This is a genomic window from Legionella shakespearei DSM 23087 (assembly GCF_000373765.1).
GTDB lineage: Bacteria > Pseudomonadota > Gammaproteobacteria > Legionellales > Legionellaceae > Legionella > Legionella shakespearei.
Window position 1 is genome coordinate 70,890 of the sequence record NZ_KB892386.1, and the last position, 15,166, is coordinate 86,055.

The window sequence follows — 15,166 nt, forward strand, 5'->3', positions numbered from 1 at the left end:
GGCACAGTTTTGTAGCCCGTATTAGGCGTAGCCGTAATACGGGAATGAGTTGATTGCCACTTCGAACCCGTATTACGGCTGGCGCCTAATACGGGCTACAAACTGGTACCATGCCACATTCAGGAGACGGTGGAAGAGTCAGCTGCTTGCAGCCGGGATGGTTCGTGCTTCCCGGCTGCAAGCAGACCGGGCTACAGTTCTGCATGAAGTGTGTTCGTTTATTCTGTTTTTGGTTCTTTTGGTTCTTTTGGTTCTTTTGGTTTTCTGGGTTTGGGTGGTGCTTTTTTTGTTGGTTCTTCTGCCTTAGCTGGTTTTTTAGCTGGCGCCTTTTTGGGGGCTGCTTTGGGTTTTGTTTCTTTTACTGGTTTTGACTCAATTTCTATTGGAAATGGAGCGTTGATTTCTTTCGCTGATTCCTCGAACTCTGTGATAGCCTTGGGCGGCTGATCTTCCATTATTTCTTCTATGACACTGTGTTTTAATTTGATTTTGGGTTCGTCACCATCCATCAGGCGGGTAATATTATTTTTGTGTTTGTATATGATTAATAACACCATAAAAAACAGCGGAGGGAAAATATCGATGCGCCCTATGAGCAGAAGAGTGTAGAAGGGTGCCAGAGTAATGGATACGATGGAGGCTAAGGACGAGTAGCGGGTGAAATTGGCTACTAATAACCAGGTGGCTGTGACCATAACGCCGATAATAAAATGAAATCCCAGTAACGCACCGATGGCTGTGGCTACTCCTTTTCCGCCTTTAAATTCAAAGAATACAGGATAGATATGCCCCACAACTGCAGCAAGTGCGGTGAAGGCAACGGTTACGGGTTCTGCATCAAGGGCTTTGGCAATCACTACGGGAATGGTTCCTTTCAACACATCACCGAGCATGACTAATGCAGCATATTTTTTACCGGCAATACGCAGAACATTGGTTGCTCCAGGGTTTTTTGAACCTTCTGAGCGGGGATCGGGTAGAGCAAATGTGCGGCAGACAATAATTGCCGAGCTTACAGAACCCATTAAATAACCCACAACTACTAAAAATAAAAATTGAATCACCTGGAACTCCTTTGTAGGAATGAATTTTTATTATCAGATAATCTTTATTTGCAAGCAACTGAAAGTTGTTTTACGGGTTTTTTCAGGGGGAGACTTTGCCTGGTTGAGGCTTTGATCCCGGCTGCAAGCAGACCGGGCTACGCACTGTGCCATCCATCCTCAGATCCACAGATCCACGTCGTCCTTCGCGCAGAAAGACGCGCTCAGGACGACGTGGATGATTTTCATTCCGGTAAAAAGAGGGTTTGCAGGTTGTTGGTGAAGCGTCTGCCTAAAGGAGTTATTTGCCAGCCCTTGTCTGTCAGGGTGATGAGGTTTTTGCTTTCTGCAATTTTCAGCTTGGGTAGCAGCAAGGAGTAGTCCAACCTTGTAGTTTGGGTAAATAAGGCAAATGGTATGGCTTGTTCGAGACGGGTTGTGTTGAGCATGAATTCAAAAAGTAACTCATCGTGCTGCACGGTCTCCTGATCGGCCAGAAAAGGTTTTTCTGTATTCAGATAATCTTTGGGTTGGCGATGTTTACGGGTCCTTTGAACGCCTTGCTCTGTCGTCATTTTCCCATGGGCTCCGGCGCCTATGCCCAGATAATCCCCAAAGAGCCAATAGTTCAGGTTGTGGCGTGCTTGCCTGCCTGGTTTGGAAAAAGCCGAAATTTCATAACGGTTAAAACCTGATTCCTTTAATAAATTCAATCCTTGCTCTTCCAGTAAAAAGGCATCATCTTCAGAGGGCAGAGGAGGATTTTCTTTGTAAAATACAGTATTTGGTTCTATGGTTAATTGATACCAGGACAAATGCTCAGGTTGATAAGACAAGGCTGTAGCCAAATCAGCCACACCCTGGTCAATGCTTTGATTGGGTAAACCATGCATAATGTCGAGGTTAAGATTATCAAATCCTGCTTTGCGTGCGGCGTTTATGGCGGCATGAGCCTGTTGCTCATCATGGACACGGCCCAGTTTTTTCAAATGCACAGGATTAAAACTTTGAATGCCGAGAGACAGGCGGTTAATCCCTAGCTGGCGGTATTCAGTAAAACGCTGTTGTTCTACACTGCCAGGATTAGCTTCCATGGTAATTTCAATGTCGGATGCAAAAGGCAGTATGCGTTTTAATTCGGTAAACAAAGTGGCATAGGCTTCTGCCGAAAAAAGGCTTGGAGTGCCGCCACCGATAAAAATAGAAACGATTTCCCGGGCTTTGAATTGGGTTAAATCAGCATTTAAATCATCTATAAGTGCCTGAACATAATTTTGTTCTGGCAAATTATCGGGGCTTTTATGCGAATTAAAATCACAATAAGGGCATTTGCGGATGCACCAGGGAATGTGTATGTACAACGATAAAGGAAGCATTAATATTTTTTAGACTGGCGTGATTGGGAATGCAATAGTATCATGACAGCAGTTTTGTCACAAAAGTAAGTGATAGTGCGGATGCGAAATAAACCTATATGCAAAAAAAGAGCGGTAGTAGCCAAATCACGCTTGTTTACTGTTGAGGAAATGCACTTAAATTTTTCAAACGGTGCTCAAAGAGTGTTCGAACGGATTAAAAGCCATGGGCATGGTGCGGTACTGATTGTTGCTTTGACTCCTGGCGAGTCATTATTATTAGTCCGGGAATATGCGGCAGGTACTGACCAGTATGAGTTAGCTTTTCCCAAAGGGGTGATTGATAGCGGTGAAACGCCTTTGGAAGCTGCCAACCGTGAGTTGCGTGAAGAAACAGGTTTTGCTGCCAGAGAATTGCATTGGCTGCGTTCTATGAGTTTGGCTCCAGGATACTTTGGTGCCCGTATTGAGTTGGTGGTAGCGCAAGGCTTGTATCCTTCGCCCTTACCCGGAGATGAGCCAGAGCCTCCCGAGGTAGTTGAATGGCCTTTACATGCAACTGAAGAATTATTGGAAAAACCGGATTTTACCGAGGCGCGCAGTATTGCTGCGTTATTTTTAGTTAAAGAGTGGTTGAACAAGAGGAAATAATAATATGGCAAATAAACGAGTTAGAGTAGCAGTTACCGGCGCAGCGGGACAAATAGGTTATGCATTGTTGTTTCGTATCGCTTCAGGCCAAATGTTTGGTCCGAATACAGAAGTTGAATTAAACCTGTTAGAGCTTGAGCCAGCACTGCCTGCTCTGGAAGGGGTGGCAATGGAACTGGATGATTGTGCTTTCCCATTGTTAAAGCGCATCGTCTGTACTGCTGACATGAATAAAGCTATGGATGGTGTGAACTGGGCTCTGTTGGTTGGATCTGTTCCCCGTAAACAAGGTATGGAGCGTTCTGATTTATTACAAATCAATGGTGGTATCTTCACCAAGCAAGGTCAGGCAATTAATGATTATGCCAGCGATGATGTTCGTGTTTTTGTGGTGGGCAACCCTTGTAATACTAACTGTTTAATTGCCATGCATCATGCCAAAGACATTCCCAATGATCGTTTTTATGCCATGACTACTCTTGATGAATTGAGAGCACGTACTCAGTTGGCCAAGAAGGCAGGAGTGGATATTACAGCAGTAACTGAAATGACTGTTTGGGGTAACCATTCTGCTACTCAGTATCCTGACTTTTACAATGCCAAAATCAATGGTATTTCTGCTGCTAAAGTGATTGATGATGAAAGCTGGTTAAAAGATACCTTCGTATCTACAGTACAACAACGTGGTGCGGCTATTTTGAAAGCGCGTGGTTTTTCTTCAGCGGCTTCTGCTGCCAATGCGATTATCACTGGGGTGAATCATCTGGTTACTGATACTGTTGCTGGTGAGTCCTATTCTATGTGCCGTCGTTCCAATGGCGAATATGGCGTAGATGAAGGTCTGATTTTCTCCGTACCATGCCGTACCGAACACGGTAAGTTAAAAGTTGTTGAAGGTTTGTCTTTGAATGAGTATGGACAAGAGAAATTTGACATTACTCTGAATGAACTGAGACAAGAGCGTGATATGGTTAAAGAGTTAGGTTTGTTGGATTAAGTGAGATCCCGGTTGCAAGCAACCGGGTTACATATGAGGTTTCAGTGCTGAATCTTCCAGTGACTGTCTGGGTGGTTTCTTTTCATCTTTATGCTTGTATTCTTCACTAAGGTAAATTTGGAAAAATAAAGAGTGCTTCAAAATGGCTTCCGCCTTTGCATTGCGACAAAGGGTTGTTACTGAGCGGCCATTAGACAGAATATGATTTAAAGTGTTGACTAATCGGGTTACTCGTTCGAAAGGGCCTCGTTCTTGCTGAACCAAAGCAGGAATGTGTTGCAATATGATGTGAGCTAATTGTTCATCGGTTAAATAAAGCACTAATCGGGTATGAGCAATTTTTATGAAATTATTTTCACTTTTGGTGCACAGAACAAATAAAAAATTCGGATGTATTTTCAAGTAATCTTTTAATCTTTGGCTAAACCCATGCCGTTCCCGATTATCTACCATGGCTTGAGTAATGTGAGCATGATCTTTGGCAGTAAAGGTTGTTCTGGTCAGTGCTTCCAGCCAAGCAATCAAATCTTCTTCCTGTCTTGCATGATTGAGTGCACTGAATTGGAAATGGGGTGACACTTTAGGATGAGACAGAAATCTGCGCCAATCTATAGGCGGTAAATGGTGCATTTTGGCTAAAGTGTCCATTGATGTTCTCAAGTCATCAAAATTAACACGCCATTTTTCAATAAAAGGAAGTGCTTCTCTAATCGCTTTAAGCAAGGCAATAAATGAACCGTTTGAATCAGGGCTGTATCGCAGTGTGGCTTCTTTTAATTGTTGTACTGGTGGGTAAGTGTATTTGTCATTTCTCATAGCCTCTAATTGGAATACAGATTGTAATGATTTACGCAGCTCTGAGAACGGGTCTTTCATATGATAATTCCCTAATAGGCCCTTACCTTAAAAGTAGAGTATAAAGAACATAAAAGCCAAATTTTTTACATTATTTTGGTTAAAAAAAAACATAAAATAGTTTTTATCTATTAATATGATAAAAATAATCGATTTTATTTATTTATTGGTTTCACCTAAATTTAACAATGCAGGTTATAAAAAATTTATCGAGGAGAAGACCAATGATTACTGTAGGTAACACATTTCCAGAGTTTCAAATTAAGGCCACTGTGAGTAATGATCTTCACAATGCTTTTCAGGTTATCTCTAATGAAACCTATACGGGCAAGTGGCTGGTGGTTTTTTTCTGGCCCAAGGATTTTACCTTTGTATGCCCTACTGAAATCGCAGAGTTTGGAAAACTGAATTCTGAATTTGCTGACAGGGATGCACAAGTATTGGGTGGCAGTACGGACAGTGAGTTTGTCCATCTGGCTTGGAGAAACCAGCATCCGGATTTAAAAAATCTGCCGTTTCCCATGTTGGCTGATGTGAAGCGTGAGCTGACGAGTAGTTTGGGTATTCTGGATGAGCAGGAAGGTGTGGCACAACGGGCAACTTTTATTGTTGATCCGCAAGGCATTACTCGCTTTGTAATGGTTACTGATTTAAATGTAGGGCGTAACCCAGCAGAAGTGCTGCGTGTACTTGATGCGTTACAAACCGATGAGCTCTGCCCATGTAACTGGAAAAAAGGCGAAGAAACCATACATGTAGAATAACAAAGGGAGTGAATCATGTTAGAACATATCAAGCAAAGCATTCCGGAGGTCGCTAAAGACATCCGTTTGAATCTGGTCAAAGTTCTGGATCTTGAACAGAATGACGGTTTAAATGAACAGCAAATATTAGGCTCAGCATTATCTGTAGCCTATTCGCTGGGAGACAAGGAGTTAATTAAAGAGCTTGAAGAGGTGATTATTGATGTGCAGCTCATCAATGCCGCACAATTGGCAGCGAGCTTAATGGCGATGACTAACATCTATTATCGCTTTACCCATTTGACTGAAGACTCGGAAGTAGAACACTTGCCCGCTGGCCTGAGAATGCAGGGCATGATGAATCCTGGTGTTAGCCGGGTTACTTTTGAGACTTTGTCTTTGGCTGTTTCTGCTTTGAATGGCTGTGGAACCTGCGTGAGTTCTCATGCTCGTCAATTAAAGGAACATGGGTTTTCGAGTGCTGCCATTGCACGAGTAGGGAGGATCAGCGCTGTCATTCATGCTGTTTATGTAAGCAGACAGTTTTAACGTGGGTTACGGATAAGAAGCTTGATTTACGAAGTAACGACTGGATAAAACAATCTTCTTATCCCGAACTCACGTTTTTAATGTTTTTATAATGGATTTTTTGAGTTTTTTTTGACCTATAATAATAGAGAGTAGGGTGCTGTTATTGGAACAAACATGAAACTGAAAAAAGATAAATTGGATGGTTCACACATAATTCCAACTGTCGATGATCCAGAGGGCTTTGCTGCTGCTGTAGAAAAGAATGAAGGAGAACTTCAGGCTTATATTACAGAATGCAGAAGCCATCTGGAGTCATTGCGAGATGCAATATACAAAACATTGGATGCAGGCCTTGATAATGCATCTTTATTTCAGGCCAAAAATGACTCTCCCGTTCCATTTGCAGGGATAACTCCTTCTGCTTTTTTGAAAAAAGCTTATACCGTGCAGGAATATGATGCAGAAGGTAATGGTATAGAAAATCGAGATCAACCTTATATACAAGCTGGTCTGGATTTTACTAAATTTTGCGAAAGTGAGTCTTTATCTGATGAGCACAAGCTATTGGCTGACGCAAGCTCTCAAACTGCTGCAATAAATACTGCAATCAGTCAGTTAAATCGATTAGAGATGTGTTTAAAAAAGAAAGATTATGAAAAAGTTTACATATTAAAAGAGACTATTGATAATGGTGCCCAAACAGTACTTGAAACAGCTAAAAATTCTAAAATGATACAAACCATACCAAATCAAAATTTTGTTCAAAAAATATTATCATCCATTGCTGAGGCTGTAGGAAAAATAGGTGGTTTTTTTAGTAATCTGGGGAAATCAGAAACGCAAAAATTTAAAGAGCGCTTTACTGAGGTGAAAGATAAAGTAGCGCAGCAGCGGGTTGAGGCGAATGCCACTCCTGAGCCTGATGCAGCTCCAAGTGCCGAAACGCAATTCAAACCTTAATCGGCTTATTAACTTTGATGCAGTTTCGTAGCCCGGTCTGCTTGCAGCCGGGATCGTACCACTTCGATCCCGGCTGCAAGCAGACCGGGCTACATATTGTGCTATTCTGGAGCAATTTATTTTATCGCACCGCAAGCTTCACGAGCTCCGCCGCCACCTAAAGGAGGATTATCGCTGTAATTGTCGCCACCGGCGTGGATCATTACTGCAAGTCCAGTCAGATCGTTCAGCTTTAAACGTGGCGCCAATACAGGTGTGTTCGCCTTGCCATCATCAGAAACATAAAGGACTGGCAAATCGCCTAAGTGTCCATCCGCGTATGGGCCTTTGTGGGTGTTGGTTTTCGCTGGGTCGTAATGAGCACCGGCATCCATTCCATGATCACCGCAATTCGGGTGCTGATGCAGGTGAAAGCCATGCAAGCCTGCGGGCAATCCGGTCAGATTAGGCGTAATCAGCAGGCCATAAGGAGTATCTGTAAATACTACCTCTCCTATTGCTGCGGGTTTGTCGCCGGTCGTGGAAATGGTTGCAGAAACCTGGTCAGCGTGAACCGCGTTTAAGGCGAGCAGGGAGCTAATGAAAACAGATGATAATTTATTCATGTTTTTTCCTGTTTTAATCGAATATAGAACTGTAAGTATTAACCAGGATCACAGATTATGCCAGTATGAATTGCCACAATCGCAAGGCAGGTAAAAAAGTGGTTGCTGTATAATAGCCAGGGTTTATACTAGGGTTTGTCATCTAAATCTGAACAGAGAACCTTATGGAATTGCTGATTGATAATACCCCATTCAAAGCCTTGTTCCAGCCACTGGATCTGGGTTTTACCCAAATAAAAAACCGGTTATTGATGGGCTCTATGCATACGGGACTCGAAGAGGATAAAGAAAGTCTGAATCGTCTGGCTCAGTTTTATCGCGAACGTGCCCTAGGAGGCGCAGGACTCATCGTGACCGGCGGCTTTTCTCCAAATCGTGCTGGTCGTCTGGCTCCCTTCGCCGCCAAGCTGACCAACAGTAAAGAACAGCATCGCCATGAGTTAGTCACCCACACTGTTCATGAGGCAGGCGGTAAAATTGCCTTGCAAATGTTACATGCGGGTCGTTACGGTTATCATCCCTTTATTGTTGCTCCAAGTGGTATTAAGTCACCTATAAGCCCATTTAAGCCCTGGGTGATGAGCAAATGGCGAATTAAAAAGACGATTAAACATTTCGCTCGTTGTGCCCGTTTAGCGCAAATGGCAGGATATGATGGTGTTGAAATCATGGGAAGTGAGGGGTATTTAATTAACCAGTTTATCGTTTCCCATACCAATCATCGCAGTGATGAATGGGGCGGCAGTTATGAAAACCGAATTCGTTTTCCTCTTGAAATCGTGCGTAGTGTGCGTGAAGCTGTAGGCAAAAATTTTATCATCATTTATCGCTTGTCCATGCTGGATTTAATTGCCCAGGGCAGCAGTTGGGAAGAGGTAGTCCTTTTGGCAAAAGCTATAGAAGAAGCAGGGGCTACCATAATTAACACAGGCATAGGTTGGCATGAGGCACGCATCCCCACTATTGGAACCATGGTTCCTGCCGGCGCGTTCACTCAGGTAACCCGCCATTTGAAACCGGAAGTGACTATTCCCGTGATTACTTCCAACCGAATTAATACCCCCGAATTAGCGAACCAGTTACTTGAATCCGGTGTTGCCGATATGATTTCCATGGCCAGACCTTTTTTAGCTGATTCTCATTTTGCTGAAAAAGCAAAACATGGGGAAAGTGAAGCGATTAACGTATGTATTGCCTGTAATCAGGCTTGTCTTGACCAGATATTTGTTAATAAAACTGCCTCTTGTCTGGTTAATCCTCGTGCCTGTAATGAAACAGAAATAGTGTATGAAAGTGTACATGAGCCCAAATCCATTGCTGTAGTCGGATCAGGTCCTGCTGGCCTTGCCTTTTCTGCCGTGGCAGCAGAGCGCGGGCATAAAGTCACTGTGTTTGAAAAAGGGGATCGTCTGGGCGGTCAGTTTAACCTGGCCAAACGAATCCCCGGTAAAGAAGAGTTTCAATATACTCTGGATTATTTCAGCTATCAGTTGGATAAATATAAAGTAGACATCCACCTGAACACTGAAGCCACTGTGGATGCTTTAAAAGATTTTGATGAAATTGTTCTGGCTACAGGAATCAAGCCGCGCACCCCTGATATCCCTGGCATAGATCGTGACAATGTGCTGAGTTACATTGATGTGATTCATGGCAATAAAACAGCGGGTAAGTCCGTTGCTATTATCGGTGCAGGCGGCATAGGTTTTGATGTGGCCGAGTTTTTAACCCATGAACACCATACTTCAAATGAAGACTTTTATGATGAATGGGGGATTGATGTGACAGGCAAGCATAGAGGCGGCCTGAAAACACCCGAAATGTCACCAAGCCCGAGAGAAGTGTACTTATTGCAACGCAAAAAGGAAAAGATGGGCAAGCGTCTGGGAAAAACTACAGGCTGGATCCATCGCTTAAGTCTCAAGCACAAACAAGTCAAAATGATCTCTGGCGTCAGTTACGAAAAGATTGATGAACAGGGATTACATTTGTTAGTTGATGATAAACCTGTGGTTCTGGCAGTAGATACCGTTGTTATTTGCGCTGGCCAAATGGAATTAAAAGATTTATTTGAACCTTTAAAGCAAATAAATAAGACAGTTCATCTGGTAGGTGGGGCTTACAAAGCGATGGAACTGGATGCACGTCATGCCATTGATCAGGCCTGTCGTCTGGCGGCATTGATATGAGTCATATCGCTGTAGTCATTAACCCTATCGCGGGGGGAGGGCGGGGCAAGAAAGTATGGAAGGTATTGAAACCTGGACTGAATGCCGTATTTGAAAAAATCACTTTCAGAATGTCGAATCGGGTGGATGATTTGGCTTCTATAACTCAGAGTTTGTTGGCGGAACATCCGGATGTTCTGTTAATCATCGGAGGTGATGGCACTTTGAATCATGCATTGAATGGTATGATTTCCGATGACAAGCTGATTAATCCGCAAACCAAAATCGCGTTTTTTAATGCGGGTTGTGGCGGTGATTTTATCAGGCAATTTCCTGAGCAGAAAATCACCGAGTTTCTGGACCGGTTAAGCCATAACCAGACTATCAGCAGTAATATAGGTAAAGTGACCCTTGCCGATCAATCCCCATACTATTTTATTAACATAGCCAGTTGTGGTTTGTCGGGATATGTAGTGCGCGCAACGGCTAAAAGTCAGTGGTTAAAAAAACTCGGTGGCACGATTAACTATCTGGTGCATTCATTAACGGGTTTGATTGCTTATAACCGGGGGGAAGTGCGAATTCAGCTTGATGATAATCCTCCTTTTGATTGCTCCATGTTAATGATGGCTGTGGCTAATGGCCAGTATTTCGGTGGCCGCATGCATGTAGCGCCTATGGCGAAAGTGGATGATGGTTTGCTGGATGTTGTGTTATTTCGTGATTTTAGCAAATTGGATGCTTTGTATAAGTTGCGTAAGATTTATTCGGGAAGCCATTTGCTGGATAAGAATGTTCATTATGTTCAGGCGAGAAAAATAACTATTGAACCACTGGAAAGTAAACCTATTGAGATTGAGGCGGATGGGGAAAGTATTGGACAGTTACCCGCGAGCTTTGAGGTATTGGATGGTAGTATATCGATCATTGTGTGAATCTGTATTTAAAATTATTTTATGATAAGGAAAACCTTGATTACGCTGTCGCTGCATCAAGGCTACGATTATATGATTTCTGATACGAGGTACGATTTTTATCCACTCCCCGATCCACGTCGTCCTGAGCGCGTCTTTTGGCGCGAAGGATCTCCAAATATTGGCACCATGCCGCTTTCAGGAGATCCTTCGCGCCAAAAGACGCGCTCAGGACGACGTGGATCAGGGGATGGCGTTGCTCGAATCAGAATGGACATGTAGCCCGTTCACACCTGAAAATCCAATTAAATTTAATAAAAAATCCTTTTCTTTTCACAGAAATATAATAAATATAGTGCATCATCCTGTTTATTTTGTTATTATACTGAGCAATTTTTATATTACTTGGCCTTTTCAGCTAGGTTACGATTTACTCTATCAGGAACACTATGAATCAAGAAATTACAAACTTCAGCGCTTTTAATTTTTCAGATGCCATAAACAGAGCACTGGAAGATATGAAGTTTACAAAACCATCTCCCATTCAGGCGCAGACCATTCCTTTATTATTGGAAGGCCGTGATGCAATTGCCCTAGCGCAAACAGGTACAGGTAAAACTGCTGCCTTTGCTTTGCCAATCCTGCAAAATTTATCACCTGCTGTACAAGGCACACAGGCTTTGATTATTGCCCCAACTCGCGAGCTGGCTATTCAGGTTGCTGAGCAATTTGAATTATTGAGCGCCCATCAACGCGGTACTACCGTTGCAATTTTATGTGGCGGACAAGAATATGGTCGTCAATTAAAGCAATTACGCGGTGGTGCTCAGATCGTCGTGGGTACTCCAGGCCGTATTCTGGATCACATTGATAAAGGCACTTTACCTTTAGATAATTTACGTACCTTCATCCTTGATGAAGCGGATGAAATGTTGCGTATGGGCTTCATTGAAGACGTTGAAACCATTTTATCAAAATTGCCTGAAAAGAAACAAATCGCATTATTTTCAGCAACCATGCCGTACCGCATACGCCAAATTGCCAATACTTATCTGACAAACGCTGCTTCAGTTGAAATCCGTATGGAAACTGCAACAGTGAAAAGTGTGGAACAACGCTTCCTCTTTGCCTCCGGTCATCAAAAACCTGATGCATTGCTGCGTGTATTGGAAGTAGAAGACTATCAGGGTGTGATTGTATTCGTCCGTACCAAGAGTAGTACAGAAGAAGTCGCTGAAGTATTGCAACAGCAAGGGTTGAGAGCCATGGCTATCCATGGTGATATTACCCAGACTTTACGTGAGCGTATCATTACCCAATTCAAACAGGGTGCTATAGACATATTGGTTGCAACAGATGTAGCCGCTCGTGGACTGGACGTGGATCGCGTCACGCATGTGATTAACTATGATTTGCCGCATGATAATGAAACCTACGTGCACCGTATTGGTCGTACAGGAAGAGCAGGGCGTTCTGGAGTGGCTATTTTATTTGTCACACCTAAAGAATCGCGTTTAATCAGCAGCGTTGAACGTCATACACGTCAACGTATTGAAAAAGTTCAAGTGCCTAATGATCATATGATTCAGGTGGCCAGACAGCAACGCTTTATGGCGAACATTACTTCGCGTCTTGAACATGAAAATCTGCCTTCATACAAACGCATTGTTGAAGAGTATATTAAAGAAAACGAAGCATCTGCAGTAGACGTTGCTGCAACGCTCGCATTACTTCTGCATAAAGATTTGCCCTGGAAAAAAGAGATGAATTTACCTAAAGCATCTCGTCCTGCCAAAGAAGGGCGTGAGGGGCGTTCTGACCGTCCTGCCCGTTTTGGAGATGACCGCAGGGGATTTGATAAAAAAGGATTTGGCGGAGATAAAAAGGGCTTTGGTTCTGATCGTAAAAGTTTTGGTGATGACCGGAAAAGAGCAAGCAATGAGACTACCGCGCAAGATTTGTTCCGCATTGATGTGGGTAGAGTCCATGGTGTAAAACCAGGAAATATTGTTGGCGCTATTGCCAATGAAGCGGGTTTACAAAGCCGTCATATCACGGGATTAAAGATCCATGATGATCATTCTACAGTTCGTTTGCCCAAAGGCATGTCTAAAGAAGTAGTTCGTGATTTGACCAAAGCCTGGGTCTGTGGCCGTCAATTGAATTTAACTTTAATTGGTAGCGCTTAAGTTCCGCACCGAGCCGCAGGTTTTTCCTGCGGTTCGGTTTCTTGTACTCGTCCGAATTGTAAGTCCTGTCGTAACAAAGTGAGATATTAAAATGGGTGCTGTAGAAAAGCCTGTTGAGCATTTAAACAAAATGGCATTTGCCTATTTAAATCAAATCTACCCTGACACGATTAAAGTTGAAGTAAATGATTATACTGCCTACTTTGGTGGTGTTAAGAGGCCCTGGTCTAACCTTAATGAGATAAAGGTCAATGGGGCGTCCCAAGCTACTAAAAGAATTACTGATTCTGACGTGTTTGCCGTTTTTCAATCGCGACACAGCCTAAGCAGCGACTATCAGGAATCTCACTGGAAAATCCATTTAAGTATTGATCCTCGTGATTTGGGCAAAGCCTGGGATATAGTTTATCCCTTACTATTGGCTAATAACGTCCCTATTTTTAAAACAACAAGAACCTCTGTGGCACAAAGAATGTTGCATGAAGTCAACGCACTGGATGAAGAGCAATTGCAGGCGCTGCATTTAAGTGCATATGACAAAGAGTTGGCCATTCAGGATATGGTGCGCGTTTTTAATGGCATGCAAATCACAATCTATATAGAAGAAGGGAAAGAGGCTCAATATAATGCCCTTCTGCAAGAAATGGAACCTTTGCTTTACCAGGCAGGTATTCGTCCTGGAATTATTGATAAAAGTGATCGGTCGCTAGGGCTTTACAGTTCGATCCGACATGTAGGTGAGAGTTATACCTCACATGAAAAAGTTACTGGTTACAAGGCGGTAAGAATTGCCGATGAATTCAAGGCTATTAAACTGGACTGGCCTGAAATTCAAATCGATTGGTCTAATTTTGATTATGCGAAGCATATCAGTAAAGCGACATTAACCTTGCAACAGGTGGTTGATGCCCAGAAAAAATACGAGATGGCAATCATCAACAGGCGCGAGTTTATTCAGGCTTGTGAGGTGGCCGCAGAATATTTTACCCGTTGGCATAAACTATTGCATAAGACAGATCAGCCTGCTGACTTGTCAGAAAAAAGCCAGCAATTATTCAATACATTTAAAAAATGGATTGATGATGGTAACGACCTGGTTCCTACTATAAAAAAGCAAAAAACCAGGAAAATTAAAGAAGCTGAAGATATTCTTGATCTTTCTGTAGGTCATGAAAAAAAATCATTGAAGTTTCACTATCCTCTTGCACGTAACAATGCCCATCGCAATTTACGAACTTTATTGCCTCAGGGTATGGAAGCAGTATCCCAAAAACCTCACGATAAAGTAAGCAATCCTGCAGAAATTCTTGCCAGGCTCGATGAGCGCAGAAAGAAAGAATTTGCGGTTCTCAAATCAAAATCTCTTGCCCACATCCCGCGCGGGTTTGTTTCATCAGTTGTGCAAGAAGGACTAACGGCAACACCCTTACGGAATTCTTCTGTCTTGCCACTTGCCCCCGGGAGCCAGAGTTCTCACTCCGAAACTGCGGACAAGCCGCGGGACGGTGAAGTGGCATCTGATAACAGGGAGACAGAAAGTTTTTTAGCCCTTAATTCAGGTCGGTTGTGGGCTACAATTGCGGGCTTGAGTTTAGGCTTGCTCATTGGCCTTATTGCTGTCGCATTTTTACCACCGGTAATTTCTATTGCTGCATTAATAAGTACTGCATTAGTCGGAACCGTGTTGGGTTTTGCAGGGGGCTATTACCTTGATAAAGCTGGCTCTCAGGAATTAATAAAGCAAGGCCTGGAGCAACCGCTTTTGTCTGCTGAAAAGCCAGATGCTTCGGTGGAAAAAAAGAAGGAACTACCGGTGCAAAAAACCGAAAAAATGCAAGGGGCTCAGCGAAAGGCCAGTTCTTTACCCTTGAACAGGTTTAAAGGAAGCCAGGAATGGGATCCGCGCATGTTTGTCGCTGAGAGACCTAAAGATAGGGCTGATGAAACATCTATACCATCAATAACCCCTTAAATTAACATGAGGGATAGTTTCGCATTAGTGTGATCCATTCACGCTGAGGAGGCGCGTCTTTTTGCGCCGTCTCGAAGCACTGGCACAAACTTTTGCCCTGAGCACGCTTCGAGACGGGGTTCCCACCCCTCCTCAGCACGAACGGGCCGGTGGGTGGGATGGGCTAATAAAACCTTTATTTCG

The 15,166-nt window shown here is 43.2% G+C and carries 13 protein-coding genes; 9 read left to right on the forward strand and 4 right to left on the reverse strand.

Going from position 1 to position 15,166, the window contains the following annotated elements; all coding sequences use genetic code 11:
- Positions 1–218: 218 nt before the first annotated feature.
- Both plsY and hemW read right to left on the reverse strand, forming a co-directional pair.
- Positions 219–1,064, reverse strand: coding sequence for a glycerol-3-phosphate 1-O-acyltransferase PlsY (gene plsY / locus B094_RS0103795; RefSeq protein ID WP_018576469.1), 846 nt, complete (start codon positions 1,062–1,064; stop codon positions 219–221).
- A 224-nt stretch (positions 1,065–1,288) separates the two neighbouring features.
- The gene (hemW, locus tag B094_RS0103800; RefSeq protein WP_018576470.1) at positions 1,289–2,419 is read right to left on the reverse strand and encodes a radical SAM family heme chaperone HemW; all 1,131 of its coding nucleotides are present in this window, start codon (positions 2,417–2,419) and stop codon (positions 1,289–1,291) included.
- A gap of 81 nt (positions 2,420–2,500) precedes the next feature.
- On the opposite strand from hemW, the gene nudE reads away from it, so the two are divergent.
- Entirely contained in the window at positions 2,501–3,049 is a 549-nt protein-coding gene (gene nudE, locus B094_RS0103805; RefSeq protein ID WP_018576471.1) for an ADP compounds hydrolase NudE, read from the forward strand.
- A gap of 4 nt (positions 3,050–3,053) precedes the next feature.
- Positions 3,054–4,046 carry a malate dehydrogenase gene (locus B094_RS0103810; protein ID WP_018576472.1) on the forward strand — a complete coding sequence of 331 codons (993 nt, stop codon included), beginning with the start codon at positions 3,054–3,056 and terminating at the stop codon, positions 4,044–4,046.
- A 27-nt stretch (positions 4,047–4,073) separates the two neighbouring features.
- Here the strand turns inward: B094_RS0103810 and B094_RS0103815 are convergent, their stop codons facing one another.
- Positions 4,074–4,922 carry a hypothetical protein gene (locus B094_RS0103815; protein ID WP_018576473.1) on the reverse strand — a complete coding sequence of 283 codons (849 nt, stop codon included), beginning with the start codon at positions 4,920–4,922 and terminating at the stop codon, positions 4,074–4,076.
- Between the two features lie 203 nt (positions 4,923–5,125).
- Here B094_RS0103815 and B094_RS0103820 point away from each other — a divergent pair, with 203 nt between their 5' ends.
- The 3 genes from B094_RS0103820 to B094_RS0103830 all read left to right on the forward strand — a co-directional run bounded on the left by B094_RS0103820 (position 5,126) and on the right by B094_RS0103830 (position 7,135).
- Positions 5,126–5,665: a peroxiredoxin gene (locus tag B094_RS0103820; protein ID WP_018576474.1), complete on the forward strand. Its 540-nt coding sequence runs from the start codon at positions 5,126–5,128 to the stop codon at positions 5,663–5,665.
- Positions 5,666–5,680: 15 nt separating this feature from the next.
- On the forward strand, positions 5,681–6,193 hold the full coding sequence (locus B094_RS0103825) for a carboxymuconolactone decarboxylase family protein (RefSeq protein ID WP_018576475.1): 513 nt from the start codon (positions 5,681–5,683) through the stop codon (positions 6,191–6,193).
- Between the two features lie 156 nt (positions 6,194–6,349).
- The gene (locus tag B094_RS0103830; RefSeq protein ID WP_018576476.1) at positions 6,350–7,135 is read left to right on the forward strand and encodes a hypothetical protein; all 786 of its coding nucleotides are present in this window, start codon (positions 6,350–6,352) and stop codon (positions 7,133–7,135) included.
- A 116-nt stretch (positions 7,136–7,251) separates the two neighbouring features.
- Here B094_RS0103830 and B094_RS0103835 read toward each other — a convergent pair whose 3' ends face one another.
- Positions 7,252–7,740 carry a superoxide dismutase family protein gene (locus B094_RS0103835; RefSeq protein WP_018576477.1) on the reverse strand — a complete coding sequence of 163 codons (489 nt, stop codon included), beginning with the start codon at positions 7,738–7,740 and terminating at the stop codon, positions 7,252–7,254.
- Between the two features lie 164 nt (positions 7,741–7,904).
- On the opposite strand from B094_RS0103835, the gene B094_RS0103840 reads away from it, so the two are divergent.
- The 4 genes from B094_RS0103840 (at position 7,905) to B094_RS0103860 (ending at position 14,983) form a co-directional block, all read left to right on the forward strand.
- Complete coding sequence (locus tag B094_RS0103840; protein WP_018576478.1) at positions 7,905–9,929, forward strand: NADPH-dependent 2,4-dienoyl-CoA reductase; 2,025 nt, start codon at positions 7,905–7,907, stop codon at positions 9,927–9,929.
- Positions 9,926–10,843, forward strand: a complete 918-nt coding sequence (locus B094_RS0103845) for a diacylglycerol/lipid kinase family protein (protein WP_018576479.1) — start codon at positions 9,926–9,928, stop codon at positions 10,841–10,843. Before B094_RS0103840 ends, B094_RS0103845 begins: the two co-directional genes overlap by 4 nt.
- Before the next feature lie 428 nt (positions 10,844–11,271).
- Positions 11,272–13,011: a DEAD/DEAH box helicase gene (locus B094_RS0103855; protein ID WP_018576481.1), complete on the forward strand. Its 1,740-nt coding sequence runs from the start codon at positions 11,272–11,274 to the stop codon at positions 13,009–13,011.
- A 91-nt stretch (positions 13,012–13,102) separates the two neighbouring features.
- Entirely contained in the window at positions 13,103–14,983 is a 1,881-nt protein-coding gene (locus tag B094_RS0103860; RefSeq protein WP_018576482.1) for a hypothetical protein, read from the forward strand.
- Positions 14,984–15,166: the final 183 nt, after the last annotated feature.

Excerpts from the sequence above, each read along its gene's own strand:
- hemW (WP_018576470.1), bottom strand. The coding sequence starts at position 2,419 with ATGCTTCCTTTATCGTTGTACATACACATTCCCTGGTGCATCCGCAAA.
- nudE (WP_018576471.1), top strand. The coding sequence starts at position 2,501 with ATGCGAAATAAACCTATATGCAAAAAAAGAGCGGTAGTAGCCAAATCA.
- B094_RS0103810 (WP_018576472.1), top strand. The coding sequence starts at position 3,054 with ATGGCAAATAAACGAGTTAGAGTAGCAGTTACCGGCGCAGCGGGACAA.
- B094_RS0103815 (WP_018576473.1), bottom strand. The coding sequence starts at position 4,922 with ATGAAAGACCCGTTCTCAGAGCTGCGTAAATCATTACAATCTGTATTC.
- B094_RS0103820 (WP_018576474.1), top strand. The coding sequence starts at position 5,126 with ATGATTACTGTAGGTAACACATTTCCAGAGTTTCAAATTAAGGCCACT.
- B094_RS0103825 (WP_018576475.1), top strand. The coding sequence starts at position 5,681 with ATGTTAGAACATATCAAGCAAAGCATTCCGGAGGTCGCTAAAGACATC.
- B094_RS0103830 (WP_018576476.1), top strand. The coding sequence starts at position 6,350 with ATGAAACTGAAAAAAGATAAATTGGATGGTTCACACATAATTCCAACT.
- B094_RS0103835 (WP_018576477.1), bottom strand. The coding sequence starts at position 7,740 with ATGAATAAATTATCATCTGTTTTCATTAGCTCCCTGCTCGCCTTAAAC.
- B094_RS0103840 (WP_018576478.1), top strand. The coding sequence starts at position 7,905 with ATGGAATTGCTGATTGATAATACCCCATTCAAAGCCTTGTTCCAGCCA.
- B094_RS0103845 (WP_018576479.1), top strand. The coding sequence starts at position 9,926 with ATGAGTCATATCGCTGTAGTCATTAACCCTATCGCGGGGGGAGGGCGG.
- B094_RS0103855 (WP_018576481.1), top strand. The coding sequence starts at position 11,272 with ATGAATCAAGAAATTACAAACTTCAGCGCTTTTAATTTTTCAGATGCC.
- B094_RS0103860 (WP_018576482.1), top strand. The coding sequence starts at position 13,103 with ATGGGTGCTGTAGAAAAGCCTGTTGAGCATTTAAACAAAATGGCATTT.